Annotated in this window: 13 protein-coding genes; 4 read left to right on the top strand and 9 right to left on the bottom strand. The window is 33.5% G+C overall.

The window, feature by feature from the left end:
- Nucleotides 1-5,972 (bottom strand): DUF11 domain-containing protein (locus BMY33_RS07585; protein WP_139195611.1); only part of this gene is annotated, 5,972 nt, incomplete at its 3' end.
- 397 nt (nucleotides 5,973-6,369) lie between these two features.
- On the opposite strand from BMY33_RS07585, the gene BMY33_RS07580 reads away from it, so the two are divergent.
- On the top strand, nucleotides 6,370-6,768 hold the full coding sequence (locus tag BMY33_RS07580; protein ID WP_091407178.1) for a response regulator: 399 nt from the start codon (nucleotides 6,370-6,372) through the stop codon (nucleotides 6,766-6,768).
- 48 nt (nucleotides 6,769-6,816) lie between these two features.
- Here BMY33_RS07580 and BMY33_RS07575 read toward each other — a convergent pair whose 3' ends face one another.
- The 8 genes from BMY33_RS07575 to BMY33_RS07540 form a co-directional block, all read right to left on the bottom strand.
- Entirely contained in the window at nucleotides 6,817-8,466 is a 1,650-nt protein-coding gene (locus BMY33_RS07575; RefSeq protein ID WP_091407176.1) for an alpha/beta fold hydrolase, read from the bottom strand.
- Nucleotides 8,467-8,674: 208 nt separating this feature from the next.
- On the bottom strand, nucleotides 8,675-10,420 hold the full coding sequence (locus tag BMY33_RS07570) for a tetratricopeptide repeat protein (RefSeq protein ID WP_091407175.1): 1,746 nt from the start codon (nucleotides 10,418-10,420) through the stop codon (nucleotides 8,675-8,677).
- 162 nt (nucleotides 10,421-10,582) lie between these two features.
- Nucleotides 10,583-11,128 (bottom strand): hypothetical protein, encoded by a 546-nt coding sequence (locus BMY33_RS07565; RefSeq protein ID WP_091407173.1) that lies wholly within the window; start codon nucleotides 11,126-11,128, stop codon nucleotides 10,583-10,585.
- 33 nt (nucleotides 11,129-11,161) lie between these two features.
- Nucleotides 11,162-11,548: a hypothetical protein gene (locus BMY33_RS07560; protein WP_091407172.1), complete on the bottom strand. Its 387-nt coding sequence runs from the start codon at nucleotides 11,546-11,548 to the stop codon at nucleotides 11,162-11,164.
- Nucleotides 11,549-11,726: 178 nt separating this feature from the next.
- Nucleotides 11,727-12,311 carry a hypothetical protein gene (locus BMY33_RS07555; RefSeq protein ID WP_091407170.1) on the bottom strand — a complete coding sequence of 195 codons (585 nt, stop codon included), beginning with the start codon at nucleotides 12,309-12,311 and terminating at the stop codon, nucleotides 11,727-11,729.
- A gap of 8 nt (nucleotides 12,312-12,319) precedes the next feature.
- Nucleotides 12,320-12,991 carry a hypothetical protein gene (locus BMY33_RS07550; protein ID WP_139195610.1) on the bottom strand — a complete coding sequence of 224 codons (672 nt, stop codon included), beginning with the start codon at nucleotides 12,989-12,991 and terminating at the stop codon, nucleotides 12,320-12,322.
- A 123-nt stretch (nucleotides 12,992-13,114) separates the two neighbouring features.
- Complete coding sequence (locus tag BMY33_RS07545) at nucleotides 13,115-13,882, bottom strand: N-acetylmuramoyl-L-alanine amidase (protein WP_091407167.1); 768 nt, start codon at nucleotides 13,880-13,882, stop codon at nucleotides 13,115-13,117.
- Between the two features lie 216 nt (nucleotides 13,883-14,098).
- Nucleotides 14,099-15,763, bottom strand: coding sequence for a serine hydrolase domain-containing protein (locus BMY33_RS07540; RefSeq protein ID WP_091407165.1), 1,665 nt, complete (start codon nucleotides 15,761-15,763; stop codon nucleotides 14,099-14,101).
- A gap of 228 nt (nucleotides 15,764-15,991) precedes the next feature.
- Here BMY33_RS07540 and BMY33_RS07535 point away from each other — a divergent pair, with 228 nt between their 5' ends.
- Genes BMY33_RS07535 through BMY33_RS07525 form a run of 3 tightly spaced genes read left to right on the top strand, consistent with a single transcriptional unit; the run spans nucleotide 15,992 to nucleotide 17,215 of the window.
- Entirely contained in the window at nucleotides 15,992-16,315 is a 324-nt protein-coding gene (locus BMY33_RS07535) for a DUF6249 domain-containing protein (protein WP_139195609.1), read from the top strand.
- Nucleotides 16,312-16,878, top strand: a complete 567-nt coding sequence (locus BMY33_RS07530; protein WP_091407164.1) for an RNA polymerase sigma factor — start codon at nucleotides 16,312-16,314, stop codon at nucleotides 16,876-16,878. Before BMY33_RS07535 ends, BMY33_RS07530 begins: the two co-directional genes overlap by 4 nt.
- Nucleotides 16,871-17,215 (top strand): DUF2208 family protein, encoded by a 345-nt coding sequence (locus tag BMY33_RS07525; RefSeq protein WP_091407162.1) that lies wholly within the window; start codon nucleotides 16,871-16,873, stop codon nucleotides 17,213-17,215. The genes BMY33_RS07530 and BMY33_RS07525 overlap by 8 nt, the downstream gene beginning before the upstream one ends.
- Nucleotides 17,216-17,337: the final 122 nt, after the last annotated feature.

Genomic DNA, 17,337 nt, shown 5'->3' with positions numbered 1-17,337 from the left:
CTATCCTCATCATCATCGGCTATACCATCGCTATTATCATCAACAGTATCATCTGCCGTAGGATCACTGTCCGGATCAAACTGATCACTATCCGTGATCTGAGCAGCATTCGTATATTCTCCCGCAGCTCCCGTTGGTGCTTCAACAGTTGCTGTATAAGTTAAAGTAATACTTCCGTTATTAGAAGGGATACTCAATCCACTCCAATTCGCAGTGTTGTTTGGAAGATCTGGAGTACCACCGTTATTAACAGCTACTAAAGTAAACCCTATTGGTAATACATCTTCTACTGAAACTCCCGTAGCAGCATCTGGTCCTGCATTACTAACCACTAAACTAAAAGTGACTGTATCGCCAACATTTGGACTGCTATTATCAATACTCTTTGTTATACTTAAATCCGAAGATTGAATAACCACAACAGCAGTATCCTCATCATCATCAGCAATACCATCGCCATTATCATCAACTGTACTATCTGAAGTAGGATCACTGTCTGGATCAAACTGATCACTTGCAGTAATCTCTGCTTGATTCAAATACTCATCAACAGCACCGGTTGGAGCATCTACAACAGCATCAAAACTTAAGGTAACTGTATCGGTACCCACTGGCACCGCTAATCCTGTCCAGGTAAGTGTATTACCTGCTGGTACTATAACAGGGACAATATTACTTATTCCGCTATATCCTACAGGTACAACATCTGCTACCGAAACATTGGTAGCCGCATCTGAACCAGCATTGCTTAAAGTGATCGTAAAAGTAACCACATCGCCTACATTTGGAGTCGTATTACTAACTACCTTATTGATACTTAAATCTGAGGTCTGTGGAGTAACTTCAAAGTTATCCTCATCATCCTCGCTCTGATTACCATCATCATTATCAGGGGTACTATCTGGATCCAATTGATCACTTGCAGTAATCTCTGCAACATTATTGTATTCTCCAATTGCACCTGTCGGAGCATTGACCAAAGCCGTAATCTGTATACTCTCGGGTGAACCAACAGCTACAGTTCCTACATTCCAAACCCCAGATCCGGGAGCATAATTACCTCCGCTATTATCACTTTGATATGAATATCCAGCCGGTAACTGATCTTCTACAACTACATTAGTTGCCGAATTTGCTCCTCCATTAGTAACAGTAATCGTGAACACTACAGAATCTCCAACATCAGCTGAAGCCGGTGCTACTGTTTTGCCTAAACTTAAATCTGCTGATATTATGGTTACACTTGCTGTGTCTTCATCATCATCATCCGGATCAGCATCACCATTTTCATCCACAGTATTATCGGTAGAAGGATCACTATCCGGATCAAAACTGTCACTTGCTATAATCTGAGCCGAGTTCACGTATGGTCCTGAAGAATTTACAATCACATCATACGTTAAATTTAAAGTATCCCCACTAGCAACATCCAATCCTACCCAAGTTATGGACAGATTTCCTGCATTATAAATTCCTCCATTACTTACTGTTCCCGGTACCAAAGTATATCCAAGAGGTATCAAATCTTCTACACTAACACCACTAGCATCTGATGAATTAGTGAGTGTAGTATTATTATTAAAAATAGAAACAGTAAATGTTACTTGATCTCCAATATTTACCGAAGAAGGTGTTACTGATTTTGTAAGTTCTAAATCAGATACTGGAGTTATTATAATGGTTACTTGATCTGTAGCAGGATCACAGTCACCATTTGTAATTGTCCATTCAAAAACATAAGTGCCGACTATCGTTCCTGTTACATCAGTTCCGGGATCAAGTGGATCATTGATATTAGCAGTATTGGGTCCAGATACTTGTGACCACTCCCCTTGTCCTATTGTTGTTGCTGTTGCGTCCAAAGTTACCAAGGAAAGCTCTGGTAATGTTTGGTCAGGACCTGCTTCTGCTACCGCTGCATTAGATCTGACAATAATTTCCATGGTATCCACATTGGTACATCCACCTCCTACTACTGTCCACGTAAATATATAAGGATCACCTACTGGTGTAGGAGCTAAATCTATGATCAAACTTTCAGGATTGTTAGGAGCAGTAATTGTTGGACCTGCGGGACCTCCTGTTTGTGTCCAAGTACCAACACCACTTGTAATTGGATCAGCATCCATAAAAGTTTGTGTTTCATCACAAAAATCCTGATCCGGACCTGCTTCTGCATCCGATGGTGGAGCTCCTGTAAAAGTAATTGTAACAGTATCTACTTGTGTATCACATAAATTAGGAGATACCGGATCTGTAAAAGGATCTGTATTGGAATTAGAAACTGTCCAAGTCAATACATATACATCATCAATACCGTCATCGCCAACATCATCAGGAACATTTAATAGTCTAGTCTCTGGATTATTAATACTTTCTATAGTTACGACTCCACCTGATGGGTCATCTCCTGGGTTCGCAAATGACCAAACACCGTTACTACTATCAGAAGTAGCAGTTGCTGCCATTTGAACATCCAACTGACAAGCGTTTGGTTGATCTGGACCAGCCTCTGCAGCTCCTGGTGCTTCGAACACCTCTACTCGAACGATACTAAACTCATCTGTACAGTTTCCTATTGAATAATTCCATTGTAATATATATACTCCTGGTACCGTTAATCCATTAAGAGTAGCATTTGGATTACTGATATCTCCTGCTGGTATCGAAGCAGTATTTGAAGGTTGTTCTATAATACTCCAGGTAGCTGTTAATCCTGGATCTGCTGGAGGAGTACTTCCATTCAAGGTAATGGAATCATTATTATCTTCACAAACAAAACGATTGGTACCGGCAGATGGCATAGCACTAGGACCGCCAGTAACTGTAATAACTACATCATCAGAATTATTACATATGGCACCTGGTCCCGTATAATCTGTGGTAAACCTAAAGGTGTAGGTATTACCTGGTGTAATCGTGGCATTAGCTCTATTACTATTAGAAGGAGATTGTGTAATTACGGATCCATTACTAGTAACTTCAGTCCAAGTTCCTGTTGCTCCTTCTGTGGCTTCTAAAAACACACTATTTACATTACACAAATCTTGATCTGCACCTGCAGTAGCTGGTGCGAATACATCAACTTGTATTTCATCAAAATCTGATCTAGGATCACAAACTGGTGATCCTCCTACAGTTGTCCATCTAAAGGTGTAAGAACCTGTTACCAAATCTGTAACTGTTATACTGTTGCTACTAGGGTTATTGATAGTTGGATTGTTTGGCCCTGAAATCACTGTCCAAGTTCCTGTTTCGGTAACTGGATTATTTAAAGGGTCTGCAGTAATTACGGTATTGTCAGCAGCACAAACTACTTGATCACCACCTTGAATAACTGCAGGTGTTACTGGAATTCCCACATTAATAGTTACTTGATCGGTAGCCGTAGTACAGCTTCCATATTCTACTGCCCATTCAAATACATACGTACCATCTAATAGATCAGTGAAAGTAGCTGTTGGACTATTTACATCATCCACTGTAAAACCACCTATACCTGTTACCAAACTCCAAGTTCCTGTTCCTAGCGGTGCAGGATCAGTGGCAGCCATTGTAAATGAGGTAGCACATACATCCTGATTAGGTCCAGCTTCAGCCATGGCAGCGCCTGCTACAGTAATTTCTACAGTATCCGAAGTTGCCGTACAAGCTGGAGATGGAGGTATACTGGTATATTCAATCGTCCAGGTAAATACATAAGTTCCATCACCTGGTAATGTTACATCAGTATCAAATTGATTATCATCTGTAAAAACCACTCCTGCCAAAGGTGTTACTGTCCAAGTACCTGTCTCATCGGCTTGTTCTTGATTACCTGCCAATGTAATATTAGTAATTCCGGCTCCCAAACAAGCATCAGCTCCCGCATCGGCAATAGTTGGAGACTCGTCGGCAGTTGTCGTTATAGTTACTGTATCTGTAGCTGCTGGCCCACAAAAAGTAAAATCATTTATTAAGGACCAAGTAAGTACATAATTTGTAGATAGGTTTACAAAACCTGAGGCAATAGCATTAGGATCATTAACATCTGAAAATACGATACCGTCTGGAGAAGACCACGTACCTGTTTGACTATCTGCAGGAGGATCTGCAGCCAAGGTTACAGGCGCATTAAAACAAACTGTTTGATCCGTACCTGCTTCTACTGGATTATTATCTAGAGGTGATACAAAAATAGTTGTATCTGAAAAAGATGGAGGTGTACAGTCCGGACCTGCACTAACCGAATACCTAAATACATATTCTCCTGGAATCAGATTTGAAATTGCTGTGTTTTGAGCATAAATATCAGCAATAGTAGATTGATTAGGCCCTGATATTTGCGACCATACAGATTGTCCAGTAGTAATCGCATTACCTGCCAAATTACCTCCTGATTGCCCACAAATAAAAGTTTGATCAGATCCTGCATTTGCTATTGTAGGTATTAAGGAAACGGTAACATTAACAAAATCTCTAGCCTCATCACAAGCCTGAAATAAATTCCCTGTTCTTCTTCTTATAAATTCTATGGTATATGTTCCTTCTACATCCAAATTTTCAATGGTCACAGGGCTACTCCCTGCAGATATTGGACCTGTTGTAGATCCTGGAGGACCATTAACAATCTGGTATTCTGTTATATTTCCACTAGTAAAGTTAAAGTCAATATCAAAAGAAGTTTGCCCGCAAGTACCTATGATATCATCTCCCATTCCAGGATTTACATCAATACTTATAGGGTTTACATTGTAACGAACATTAACTATTGCTTCTTCATCACAATTAGTATTTGTATTTGTGATAGTATACCTAAATTGATATGCATTTGGAGAAGTTAGTCCGGTAACTTGAGTTGTACTACTGGTTGGACTTACAATAGTTACTGGAGGATTTCCATCTATTTGTTCCCATAGTACTGTTTCATCTGTATTTTCAGGTACAGAACCTACCAAAGTAGTTTCAGTTACAGAAGGATCACAAAATCTTTGATTATTATTTTGAATTGTAGCGCCTGTTACATCCTGTGTCGCTTCATCGACAGTAATAGTAATAGTGTCACTTCCCGTGGAACAAGGCCCTGCTACTTCCCATAAAAATGTATAGGTACCTTCTCTTAAATTACCTATTCCTGTAGTATTCGAATTAGGATCATTAATCGTCGGTGTTGTTGGACCACTAAGAAATGTCCAAGTTCCTATCTGACCGCCAAAGCCAGCTCCTCCAAAGGAGGCATCCATAGTAGTGGTTTGGCTTACTGTATAACAATTGTCTAAGGGTATATCTGGACCAGCACTCACTGGTTGTTCTCCACCAAAGTTCGTTACCGTCAAATCAGCAAAAGACTCACAAAACACTCCTGTGCCTGGATCTATAGGTCCAGTGATTGTCCAACGGAGTGTTGAAACTCCTGCGCTACCTTCTGGTAATAGTATAGGTGTAGACGTAGAAGTAGGAACAGAAATAGTTACACCCGCATTATTACTCCCTACAATAGACCAAACACCTGTTTCTCCAGCATTACCTGGTGTATTTGCATTGATCACAATAGATCCAGATGTATCTGGACACGATGCTATATCAGCCCCTACAGCAGCTTCTGTGATTGGAAGCACTGTAATTGTTACATCCTGAAAAGGAGTATCCCCATTAAAACATTCCGCAGAGTATCTAAATCCATATGTATTACCTCCTATAAAACCTGTAATAACAGGATTATCAATAGTAGGGTCACTAATAACTACTGTTGGTCCTGAAATCTGAGTCCAAGTAGGACCATCTGCATAGGTATCAGGACTATTACCATCTAATTGCATTACATCGTTAATACAAATAGTTTGGTTGATACCAGCATTCAGAGTACAACTTTGCGCATTCGTATTTGTAATGCACAAAAAGCCAATTAAGGTAAATAGTAATACTTTGGTAATGCGCTTATTATTATGAAAATACAATAAGGATACAATGAAACACAAGTAATTTTTAATCATGCCAAAATAGTTAGTTAGTTTAGTGAATCCGAAAATTCAGTATAAATATTGCCCGTTTTTAAATAGTACGAAGGGGATGTTTTAGCAGAAATTATCTTAAAAATCGATGATGTGATTGTTTTTTCGACCAAATGCACAATAAAAAGGTTCAATAATCAGTTTATGAAGATAAAGACAATAAACAGCTTTTTTCGGGAATTTTCCCTCAAAATACATAAGGTAAAACCCTTCTTTATGACAATAAATTCCCCTAAAAAATTGATTAACAAATAATTAATACCCTGTATTCTGTCGAAAAAGTATTTATTTCATCGATATATCTATCGAAATAAACCTCAAAAAATCACACTTCACTTGATATCTGATCTAAATTACCCCTCACTAAAAAAATGGAGTCATGTCTAGGATTAATCACACCGTACTTATTGATGACAATAAAACAACCAATTTCCTCAACAAATATTTGATGTTAAAATCAAAACGTTTTAAACGTATTGAAGAATTTATAAATGGGCATACGGTGCTTGAGCGATTCGAAAAAGATCAATCTTTTGAACCAGATATCATTTTTTTAGATATAGACATGCCGAATATTAATGGTTGGGAGTTACTCGAAAGATTTGAAAAACTTTACTCCAAAAAAGTAAAGACAAAAATATTTATTCTTTCTTCGTCAATTAATAAAGAATATTCTCAAGTTTTTAAACCTAAATATTTTGTTCCTGAATACTTAATAAAACCACTAAATCTTACTATAATAGAAGCTCTGTATCATAAATATCATCTTAAAAGCTGACTTTTATTAACTCTATATTATTATAAAAAAATCATTTTGAAATACTCCTTAACTAACTAGTTCTGATGGACTAATAGCAAATTGTTTTTTAAAGCGTTTAGAAAAATATGAAGGACTAGAAAACCCAGTCTGAAAAGCGATCTCCGCAATGGTATTCTGTTGACCAATAATCAATTCCTTTGCTCGATTTAAACGAATTGAAGAAATTAGTTGATTAGGAGACATATTAGTACTGGCCTTAAGTTTACGCTGCAATTGTCGTTCACTAACACCCACTTCCGTACAAAGCATTGTTACACCATAGTAGTCATTACTCAGGTGATGATTGATATTTTGAATCACTTTTTGTAACAAAGAGTCTTGTTGTGGATACTTGTTTTCATTAATTCTATTAGTATCTATAGGAGTATTGTTAAAAACCTCAAATAGTAAAACGGAATTCCCCGATTCTGTTTTAAAAATGGTTTCATGAGGCATAAAGTTAATACGTACACCGATTAACAAGTTTTTTACCATCTGGGTTACTATAATTTGATTAGGTACACTCTGTTTGGTTACTAAGGTTACAAAATCCTCAGTTTCTTCGCAAATACAATCTATAATAGAACATTCTTTAATATCAATCCCAATGGATATTTGTGAATTGGTGCTTTTAACAATTTCCATTAATTCAGTACTACAATAAACTGCTGTACTTGGTCCCTGGAAAGTTAATGTAAATGTATTCTTAGTATATATCACTACATTTCCTCCATATCTGGCGACACATTCTCTAATGAGTTTATGTAGTTCGCTATCTTTATTTATCGGAGTGCTGATATGTCCAACCATAAAAGTGTAGAGCTTTTTCTCAGAAACTGGCTTTGGTTTTACATTCAAAATAAACATCTTCATTTCTTGAAGAACAGTTTCTGTATTACCAACCCAAAAAAGATGATCATCTCCTTCTAACTCTACGAATTTTGCTCCGGAAATTCGTTCTGCTATAAATTGTCCTTCTTCAATTTTTACATCGATGTCGTTTGTACGCTGCAATATAAGTGTGGGAACATTAATAGAACCTAAAATATCTACAATGTCTATTTGTGTATTTAATTTTGTCAACATCATTGCTGCACCTGGACTGGCTCCAGATCTAAAATAACTAGCTAACCAATCCATAAATTTTTTATCATTCGCCTTAGAGGGTGCAAGTGCCTCCAAATTCATATCTCCACTACCCCAATTATTTTCGATCATATCATACACCTTTTGACGCTCTTGATTAGTTGGCGCCCAAGGATAATCATGACTATATACTCTCTTAGCAAATATCCCAAAAGAAACTAAAGAAATGGTTCGTTCTGGATAGGTAGCTGCGAAAAGAGCAGATACAGAACCTCCTTCTGAATGACCAAAAAGGACCGCTTTTTTAGACCCGACTGCATCCATCACAGCTCTGATATCATCCATCCTTTCTTCTAAAGTAGGAAATGTAGATATACGATCAGAAAGTCCTGTTCCTCGTTTATCAAATAAAATAACTCTCGCTATTTTACCTAATTCTTGCAAAAAACTAACAAGTTCTGGACAAGCCCACATACAATCAATATTAGAAATCCATCCAGGAATATAAACCAAATCCACAGCTCCAGAACCAAAAACTTGATAAGCAATATTTACCTGACCACTTTTAACGTATCTCGTATTAGGTTTCATAAGAGTATAATTTTATAGGTTTAGAATACCATAAATGTAGGAGGCAATGGAATCAATGCAATAAAAAAGACGTATACAATACGTGAACCTAAGTTAAAAACTGAGCATATCTAGGCTACATTAGGTAGACAACAAAAAATTAATATTCTGATTTTCAGTAATTTAAAATAAAATATTTATGTTTTCTAAATTTATACTTCTTATTGTTTTATTCCTCTAGTTGTAATAAATAAGTAAGGATTTCTTGTTTAGGATCTAGTTCAATTTTCTTGCGAAGACGATACCTGGCAGTTTTTACACTCTCGGGAGATATCCCTAGAATGCTAGCAGTTTCTTTAATATTGAGATTTAACCTAATTAAACTACAAATTTTTAAATCGTTTGAACTTAAATCTGGATGTTTTGATTTTAACCTAGCATAAAAACCTTGATGAGCATCTTCAAAAAACCGGCTAAAATCTTCCCAATCTTTATCAATACTTAGGTTCTTTTTAATTATTTTATTTAGATCAGTAATTAACTGTTGCTTTTCAATAGAAGAAGATTTTTTAATCTTCTGTATAGTTTCTTGTAATTGCTGAACAATTTCGTTTTTCTTTATAAAATTAAGCGCATATGAGGAGAGTTCTTTATTCTTAAAATCTAATTGTTGTTGTAACTCTTGCTGTTTTAATGCTAAATTTTCTAAATCTTTCTGAGCAAAGGCATGTGCAGATTCTAAAAGTTCTTGCTTTTTCACAGCAAGTTGTCTGCTTTTTCTAGTTCGTTGCCTACTTATGATATAGATAAGACTTCCAAAGATCGATATAATAGCGACACTTAGAATTAAAATAAACTGAATCAGATTATCCTTCTCTTCTTGTTCTTTAAGCGCTACTAATTCTTTGTCCTTTCTTTCTAACTGATTTTCAAATTCTAAATATGCAATTTGTTTTGACTTCTCTAAATTTAAAAGAGAATCTCTGAGAAAAATAAACTTATCGTAGAAAGCCAACGCTTCTTCTGGTTTAGCTTGTAATTTTTTAATTTCCTTTAATTCTTCATAGGCAAATAATTCGTACTTCTTGAGTTTATTCTCTTTGGCAGATTTTAATCCTTTTCGAATTTCAACTGTCGCTTCATCCAGTTTGTTTGATAATCTTAGAATTTTTCCGTGAATTATGTGATTATTAGTTAACCCATCAATATCATTAACCTTATTACCAAGCTCCATAGATTTTCTTATATGATAATACGCTTGCTCTATCTCATCTTTATGAAGGTACAATATCCCTAATTTATTATGTGCTTCTGCTATGCCATATGTGAAATTAGTATCAGTATGCATACGAAGCGCATCTGTAAGATATTTTAATGCTTCTGCATCCTTCTCTTGGTCTATAAGAATGGTTCCTATTTTGGTAAATGTGGTTGCTATTCTTCCCTTTAAACCTAGGGCAGTAAACTCATTAATTGCTTCTTCATAAAAATTTAGTGCTTTTTTATATTCTTTGAGATCGGCATATACCATTCCTATATTAAGTTTTGTATTCGCCAATCCAACCTGGTCTTCTATAGTATTGTAAAGCTTATACGAAGTATTTAAATAAGTCAATGCAGTATTTAAATGCCCTTGTGCCCAATAAGCTACTCCGATTATCCGATTAGCTCTAGCCTTACCTTTGCTATATCCGATTTTTTTGGATATCTGTAATGCTTCTTTTCCAAAATGAATAGATTCATTGGCGTCTATAATCCAATATTCAAAACCTATGGTATTAAGAAGATCTACCTTTTTGGCGTTCTCTTTATCATTTGTATTTATTAAATTATGAAGGCTATCCACTTTGGTCTTTTCTTGGAACCCATAAGAAAGATTAGAGAAGAAAAAAAAACCAAGAACAATACAAACAATTAGATTTGTTCTATTATGATACGATATGATTTGAAGAAAATAAACTTTAGAAAAAGTCATTAAAAAGTATTTACAGACAAACTGATTAGAAATTTTTCCGATTTAACGTAAAACTACTCATCATTTCTTTAATGAAACTAATATGAAATGTTAAATGAGGTATTATAAGGTTGTATAATAATTCTTTGAGATTACACTATTTAAACTCTATTATTTTTCGATTTATAATGAAACACCAACCAGAATTCCAACTCCAACACCTGCAACACCTATAAGAATTTTTTCAAAAACTCCTTTTCTTCTTTGTCTTTTGGCAGCTTTATCCACAATATCAAGGCTATTTGTTGCTTTCTCTAGGCTGTTTATAGTATAATCTAATGCTTTCTGGGTATTTAATAAAGTTGCCTGAGTCTTTTCATATACCTTCTGATCTAAACTATCGCTCTTAGAAAAATTAATTTTTAGACTGCGTTCTAAATCGATATTTCTACGCAATGTTTGCGAATACTTTTCAATAAGTTCTTTAGTCATTTTATCTTGTTCTATCGTACTTTGATATACATTTTTGATAGCTAAAAAAGATTTTTTGTTAACTAAAAATACATCAGGAGTTCTAAAGAGATATAAGCTGTCTTTTTTTACTATAAAAGGTTCTCCTTTATAGTCCGAATAACTTTCTGGAATTTCAATTACCTTAAGAGAATCAATCTCCTGAGAAAAAGATACTGATACATATAAGAGTAAAAAAGTTAAGATTATTTTTTTCATGTGATAGTTAATTTACAAATAGCTAAATATTTCTTATTGTTCTAATCCAAAAACACCGTTTAATATCGCTCGGTCTTTTGATAATTGATCATTGGTGATTTTTATAGAATCTTTAATTTGTTGTAATTCTGACCAATCTTTAGCATTTTTTCTTTTAAACGAAAGAATTAATGAATCCCTTTTATGGATAATTAAATCTTTTTGGGTTTTCATTTGCTCAAATTCTTTCCTAGAACTCTCTAACTGAGATTTGGTCGTAACAATTACCTCTTTTGATTGTTTTAATTCTTCTCTTGCCTTATTAAGTTCTGATGTTATAACTTTCCAGTTAGAACTAGAATTAAATATCAGATACCCAATAACCACTAAAAAAAGTAGTGCCACAATCTGTAAGATTAAACTCGTAGTAGTATTTTTCACAAGGTCAAATTTTTATCAATTAATCTATTCGTAAATATATTGTAAAACATTTTAGAAAATCAACACAGATGTTTCATAAATAAAAAAAATACTGGCCTCAAAAACTTGTTTTTTGAGTAATAGTTTTGATTTGATTTTCTAGTTATGCACATATCCTTATATTTTAAAAAATAGCATCTTAATTTTCTTCAATTTTAATCTTATATTTTTCTTTGTAGAGTATAATCAGGTTACAAAAAGAAATAATAAATCCTGCAGATAATAAATAACAAAGAAACAGCAGTATTATTAGCTGAACTCTATTACTGACAATACTATCTTTTGTCCAAGCTTTTTCTGGATCTCCTAATAGAATTAACATGCGTTCTTTTCTTTCTGGTAAAAATCCATGAGATTCCTTAAAAGCATCAAAAGGATTATTAGTGATCATTTCATTTCCTATTACGATATCATGATCTACATAGGGTAATGTATTAGCTTCTCTAAAAAAATGATAGGTGGCATAGATCCCTACAAACATCAATAAAAATTGAAGCGATAAGCGCATCCAGGTTCTAATCAGTTTATGTCTTAGCGAGTATAAAATCAAAAAACCTGCTAATGCCGTTGCTATAAAAACGCCAAACTTCATAAGAAAAGCAGTACTATCATCTGTAGCATACCAAGAAGGTAATGGGATGATAAAAGCTCCTGTAATTGACGCTATCCATGTACTTAATAACGTAATCTCTTTCCAAACTTCTTTTAATCTACTTACTAGCATTGGTCTAATTATTTTGGGGTTTTTAACACTAGTTGTTTTTCTTCTTCGCCACCATTACTCATAATAAGGTGTAGTTCTGGTTCTCCTATTAATCCATCTTTTTCTAACCAAAACAGATAATATCCAGGAACAAAATCTAGAGAAGCATTTTGTGTAGGTTGATTAAATCGAAAACGTTTAATATCTAAATCTTGTTCATAAGACAACTTCCCAAAAACGAAAAAACCATCATTTTCGCTAGAATTTACCATTACTTTAATTGTTGTAGTAGCATTATTTTGTGCTGTATTTTTTATGGTCTGCAGTTTTGCCTCATAATCTTTTGATACCGCATTTAGAACAAACGTTTTGTTATTCATTATTTCGAATTCCTCATTCAGTTTTCTTAAGGTATTTTCTGTTGCTTCTAAAGTCGCAACATACTCCGGAGTAAGTGCATATTTATCATTACAATTCTCTAAAACTGGAAATAACACCGCACTTTTTTCGGTCAACTCATTATAAGCTGCTTTTAAATCATTGTCATCCGTAATCGTTATTTTTTCTTCTAAATTACCGATAGCTTGTTGGGTTTTAGACAAAACCAAAGACAGGTTTTTATTTTTAGGGCCATAGCTCGCGCAACTATATATCATAATTAAAAGACAGAGCTTGATCAAATACACATATTTATTTTTCATTTCTAGGGAATTTTAATGAATTAGTACTAGGATTAACACTGATTCAAAATTATGGGAAATCACCCTTATTTTGCTATCACAAAAACGGCAAATGCCAGTAATTTTCCGACTAAAACGGCTATGTTACAATCCATTGATGATTCGCTCCCAATCGAAAGCAGGACCTATATCCCACTTCCCAGAAGATCTATAATTCACGTGAGAAGTAATGCCTCTAAAACTAACTAATTCTTTTTCTGCTACCACACCATAACGTTTATCCTCTGGCAAGAATACTGTTGGTATATTATATTCTGCTGTCAGATACTTAAGCAGACTGATTAAGCTATTATATTGTTTTCCAGTATGAGTAGCAAAATATTGTTCTCCACGATATGGTGTATCTAACTTTATATAAAATTGAGTTTCGCTGATATCACAATACACATCATTATCGTTATATACAGTTACTAATTGATCTCCAATTCTTTTCAAAAATCCTATGTTGGACATCTCTATTCCAATGCTTCTTTTACCTCCTTTGGTATTTCCTCCTACTGCTTTCGAACCTAAGTGATACGCCCAATATGCAGAAGACCACATATTAAGAATCGCACCATTTCTGGCAATAATAAAAGGCACAGATACACGATAATTGGGCTTAGATAAAGCAGCTACATCTCCTTTTAAATAACCTGCGGTATAATGCAGTACAATTTGCTTTTTGGTATGTTTTTCTTGAACATAAAATGATGTATCTTCATTTTTAGGTCTACATTGTACATAAGACATTGTATCCAAAGTACCTTGAATGGGAACTGTATTTGGAGTTAGTAAAAATTCTTTACCGGCAGAGTCCTTACCTGTATCAAAAAAGTTTTTTTCGTGTTTTAGTATACTTGTTGCCTTCATACCTCTATCAATTTATGATTACTATTACGTCAAAATTACTAACGGTTGTATTTAGTAACTATCTCAAAACCGCCAAATGAAGAGAATTTTACGACACTTTTTAAATTGAAATATATGATAAAACTAGATCGTATGACTTAAATTTATTTTTCAAACAAAAAGCTTCTTGTTATAAGAAGCTTTTTGTTTACTGAAGAATATATAATCCTGTAAATACTACTCTATTTTTGTAAAAGCTATATTAGCTGCTCTAGGAGCATCAAGATTAAAACCTATGATTTTTCCAGTTTTACTTCTTTCAAATCTTAACGTAAACATTCCCATAGCATTGAATTCATCTTTTTTAACAGCCTCCAAAGGAAGTTTTTGATTAAAAATTGGAAAAACAAGTTGATTATCTTCCATCTTCAACCTAAACTCTAAGTCTAATTCATCATTTCTGTATTTCTGGCTAAAAAGATTCAACTCACTAACATCCAATAATGTTTTAGTATAACTCTCAGCATGTAATGTAATTGGACCATCATTCCACACTATGTTTTTCTTCTGAATATTTTTAAAATCGAAAGTTAAAATTACATTTGGCCTGTCTTCAAAAGTTAACTTGTTTTCTCCCAGAGGAACTAATTTACTGGTAGGACCGTTATTACGGACATAAAAAAGTTGATTCTGATTTCTTTTTATCGTTCTATGTTCATTAGTTTCTATAAAACGGTAATCTCCAACGAATTTATCCAATGCTACAGATGTTAATTTTATAGGTTTCAATTTTTGATTTTCTGCTGACTTCTTAGGTTTATCTTTAGGAGGAAAAAAAGAATTTGCTATCTGCATAGCATATAACCTTATATCATACCAGTTTTGATTAGCAAGAATTATTATAGATAAGTTATGATCAGGGAATCTAATTAAATCAGAACTGAAACCCGGATTTTGACCACTATGAGATATCATTTTCTGTCCGTTTTGTTCTCCTTTTATCAACCCAGAAGCATAGGATATTTCCTTTCCGTTTTCTAGCATACCATTAGTTAGCATCATTGACCAAAATTTCTTTGAAAATAAATTCTGATTATGAAATTCATTTTCCCATAATACTAAATCATCAATACTAGAAACAACCCCTCCATCTCCTACAGTAGCTGGTTGAAAACGATATTCCTCTCTTGGGCAATCAAGACATTCACTCACATAACCCGCAGCTCTATTAGGAACCAATTGACCCGTTTTTTCTACATATGAAGTGTTTGTCATTTTTAAAGGCATAAAGATGTTAGCCTTGGCATAATCACCTAATGATTTTCCTGTAATTTTTTCCACTATTTCACCCAGAATCCAATAATTAGTATTAGAATAACTATGCTCTACTCCACTATCAAAAGAAAGTCCCTTCTGATTCGAAACTACATCCATAATATCACGATCCTCTCCAATAAAGCTATTAAAGAAATCCATTTGTCTAGATCCTTTAAGCATTAAAAGAGACATATAATCTCTAATACCCGAAGTATGATTTAACAGTTGTCTGACTGTAACATTTCCAATATTTTCGGAAAATTCTGGAAAAAATTTTGACAATTCATCTTCTAATTTAAGCCTTTTCTGTTCTGCCAAAAGAATAATACAAGCAGCCGTAAATTGCTTGGAGGAGGAAGATAATCTAAAATTAGTTGAATTCGATATTGGTAGGTTATAGTCCAAATTTGCCATTCCTTTAGCTACTGAAAAGCTAAGTTTATTCTCCTGGACTATACCTATTGCAACTCCAGGGCCTTTTGGGTCAATTTCGGATATAATTGAATCTACCAACCTCGAAGAATCAAAAGATTGTGCAAATGTAAATAAGGGAAAGGCTATTAAAATTATTATAAGATGTCTCATGATAGTTATTATTAAGTATTGATTAAATAATTAAATAGTTTCTATGATTGCGCAAATAGAACTAAACAAACTAATTCTCTTAAGTATTAATTTTCTGTTTGTTAATCTGATACTTCAATATTCATAAAGGTTACAAATAATTGAATTTTATTTTTTTCAACTTTTTGTAACCTTTAGCTAATTATGGGTATCCTATGGATATATATTAATATTAAAAATGAAAATAAAATGAATGATCCTGTAGCAATAGTTGTAATAGCATTGATAGCCGCCGCTGTATTTTCAATTTTCTATATCATAAAAAGTAAACACTTGGAGCGTATGGCAAAAATTGAAAGTGGAATGATTGACCAAGAGTTTAAGGATTCTGGTAATATTTTTTTAAACATTGGAATACTTTTATGTTCGCTAGCAACAGCTGTATTTACATCCTACTTATTCAGTATATACACTAAAATCCCAGAATATGTAATCATCCCGGGTTTTCTATTACTATTTGGAGGAATCGGTTTTCTGATTTCTTTTTATATCAGTAAAAAGAAAAGTAATTGAATTCTATACCAGACAAAGTGCATATAGATAAAGTACTCTCTGGAGATAAAAATGCCTTTGTATATTTTATAAAGACATACCGGGAAATGGCATATTCAATTGCAATTTCTATGGTAAAAAACGAGTTTAACGCGAATGATGTTGTTCAAAATTCATTTATAAGAGCATTTAAAGCCTTAAGATCATATCGTTCTGATGCAAAATTTTCGACTTGGTTATATAAAATTGTAGTAAATGAATCCTTAAAATTTATAAAGAAAAATAAACGGACACAGGAGTTCATTACGTTTATGGATGACCCTTTTGATTATTCAGTATCTTTTAATAAAGCAATTGAAAACTTTGAAAAAAAGGATCAAAAATTAGAAATTAAAAAGACTTTAAATCTTATGAAACCCAAAGAAGCTTTACTATTGAAATTGTTTTACTTACACGAAGAGTCTATTCCAGAAATAGAAAAAATTACAGGTTTCACGAAATCAAATATAAAAGTATTACTACATAGAGCACGAAAGAGTTTTCTTGCACTTTCTATTCAACATAATAATCTAAATAATGGATAAAACAGATCAAAACATACACAATACACTTACTGAATACAATCCAATTTATGCTACTCACCCTGAATTAGAAGATAATATTATGGATATAGTAAAAAAGCAAAAAAACTATAAAGAAATATTGATGAAAACAAGACATAAAGTAAAAGCTGGGCTTATTGTAAGTGTAATCCTTTTGTTAATTTATATCATTTTAACTTATACGGATTTATTAAACTCAATAGATCAGAATGAAGAAAGTATAAAACTATTTTATCCTTCTATTCTTGCAACTATAGTTGTTATACTTGTCTACTTTCAGGGGATATTTGGGATTTCTATTTTAAAAAAAGAAAAATAAATCTAAACATTTTGATTTTTTAAAGCTTAGAATTGATCCCGTATCTGTAAAAATTTAATAAACATATATAACTAAGAAACTAGTGTAAATAACAAAATTCACCTCTCTACATTTTTAACGCA

The organism is Aquimarina amphilecti, from assembly GCF_900109375.1.
Taxonomy (GTDB): domain Bacteria; phylum Bacteroidota; class Bacteroidia; order Flavobacteriales; family Flavobacteriaceae; genus Aquimarina; species Aquimarina amphilecti.
Note: the sequence above shows the minus strand (reverse complement) of the source record. Positions and strands in the feature narration are given on the sequence as shown.

Bases quoted from the DNA above. Each gene is read 5' to 3' on its own strand.
- BMY33_RS07580 (WP_091407178.1), top strand. From the start codon at position 6,370: ATGTCTAGGATTAATCACACCGTACTTATTGATGACAATAAAACAACC.
- BMY33_RS07575 (WP_091407176.1), bottom strand. From the start codon at position 8,466: ATGAAACCTAATACGAGATACGTTAAAAGTGGTCAGGTAAATATTGCT.
- BMY33_RS07570 (WP_091407175.1), bottom strand. From the start codon at position 10,420: ATGACTTTTTCTAAAGTTTATTTTCTTCAAATCATATCGTATCATAAT.
- BMY33_RS07565 (WP_091407173.1), bottom strand. From the start codon at position 11,128: ATGAAAAAAATAATCTTAACTTTTTTACTCTTATATGTATCAGTATCT.
- BMY33_RS07555 (WP_091407170.1), bottom strand. From the start codon at position 12,311: ATGCTAGTAAGTAGATTAAAAGAAGTTTGGAAAGAGATTACGTTATTA.
- BMY33_RS07550 (WP_139195610.1), bottom strand. From the start codon at position 12,991: ATGAAAAATAAATATGTGTATTTGATCAAGCTCTGTCTTTTAATTATG.
- BMY33_RS07545 (WP_091407167.1), bottom strand. From the start codon at position 13,882: ATGAAGGCAACAAGTATACTAAAACACGAAAAAAACTTTTTTGATACA.
- BMY33_RS07540 (WP_091407165.1), bottom strand. From the start codon at position 15,763: ATGAGACATCTTATAATAATTTTAATAGCCTTTCCCTTATTTACATTT.
- BMY33_RS07535 (WP_139195609.1), top strand. From the start codon at position 15,992: ATGAATGATCCTGTAGCAATAGTTGTAATAGCATTGATAGCCGCCGCT.
- BMY33_RS07525 (WP_091407162.1), top strand. From the start codon at position 16,871: ATGGATAAAACAGATCAAAACATACACAATACACTTACTGAATACAAT.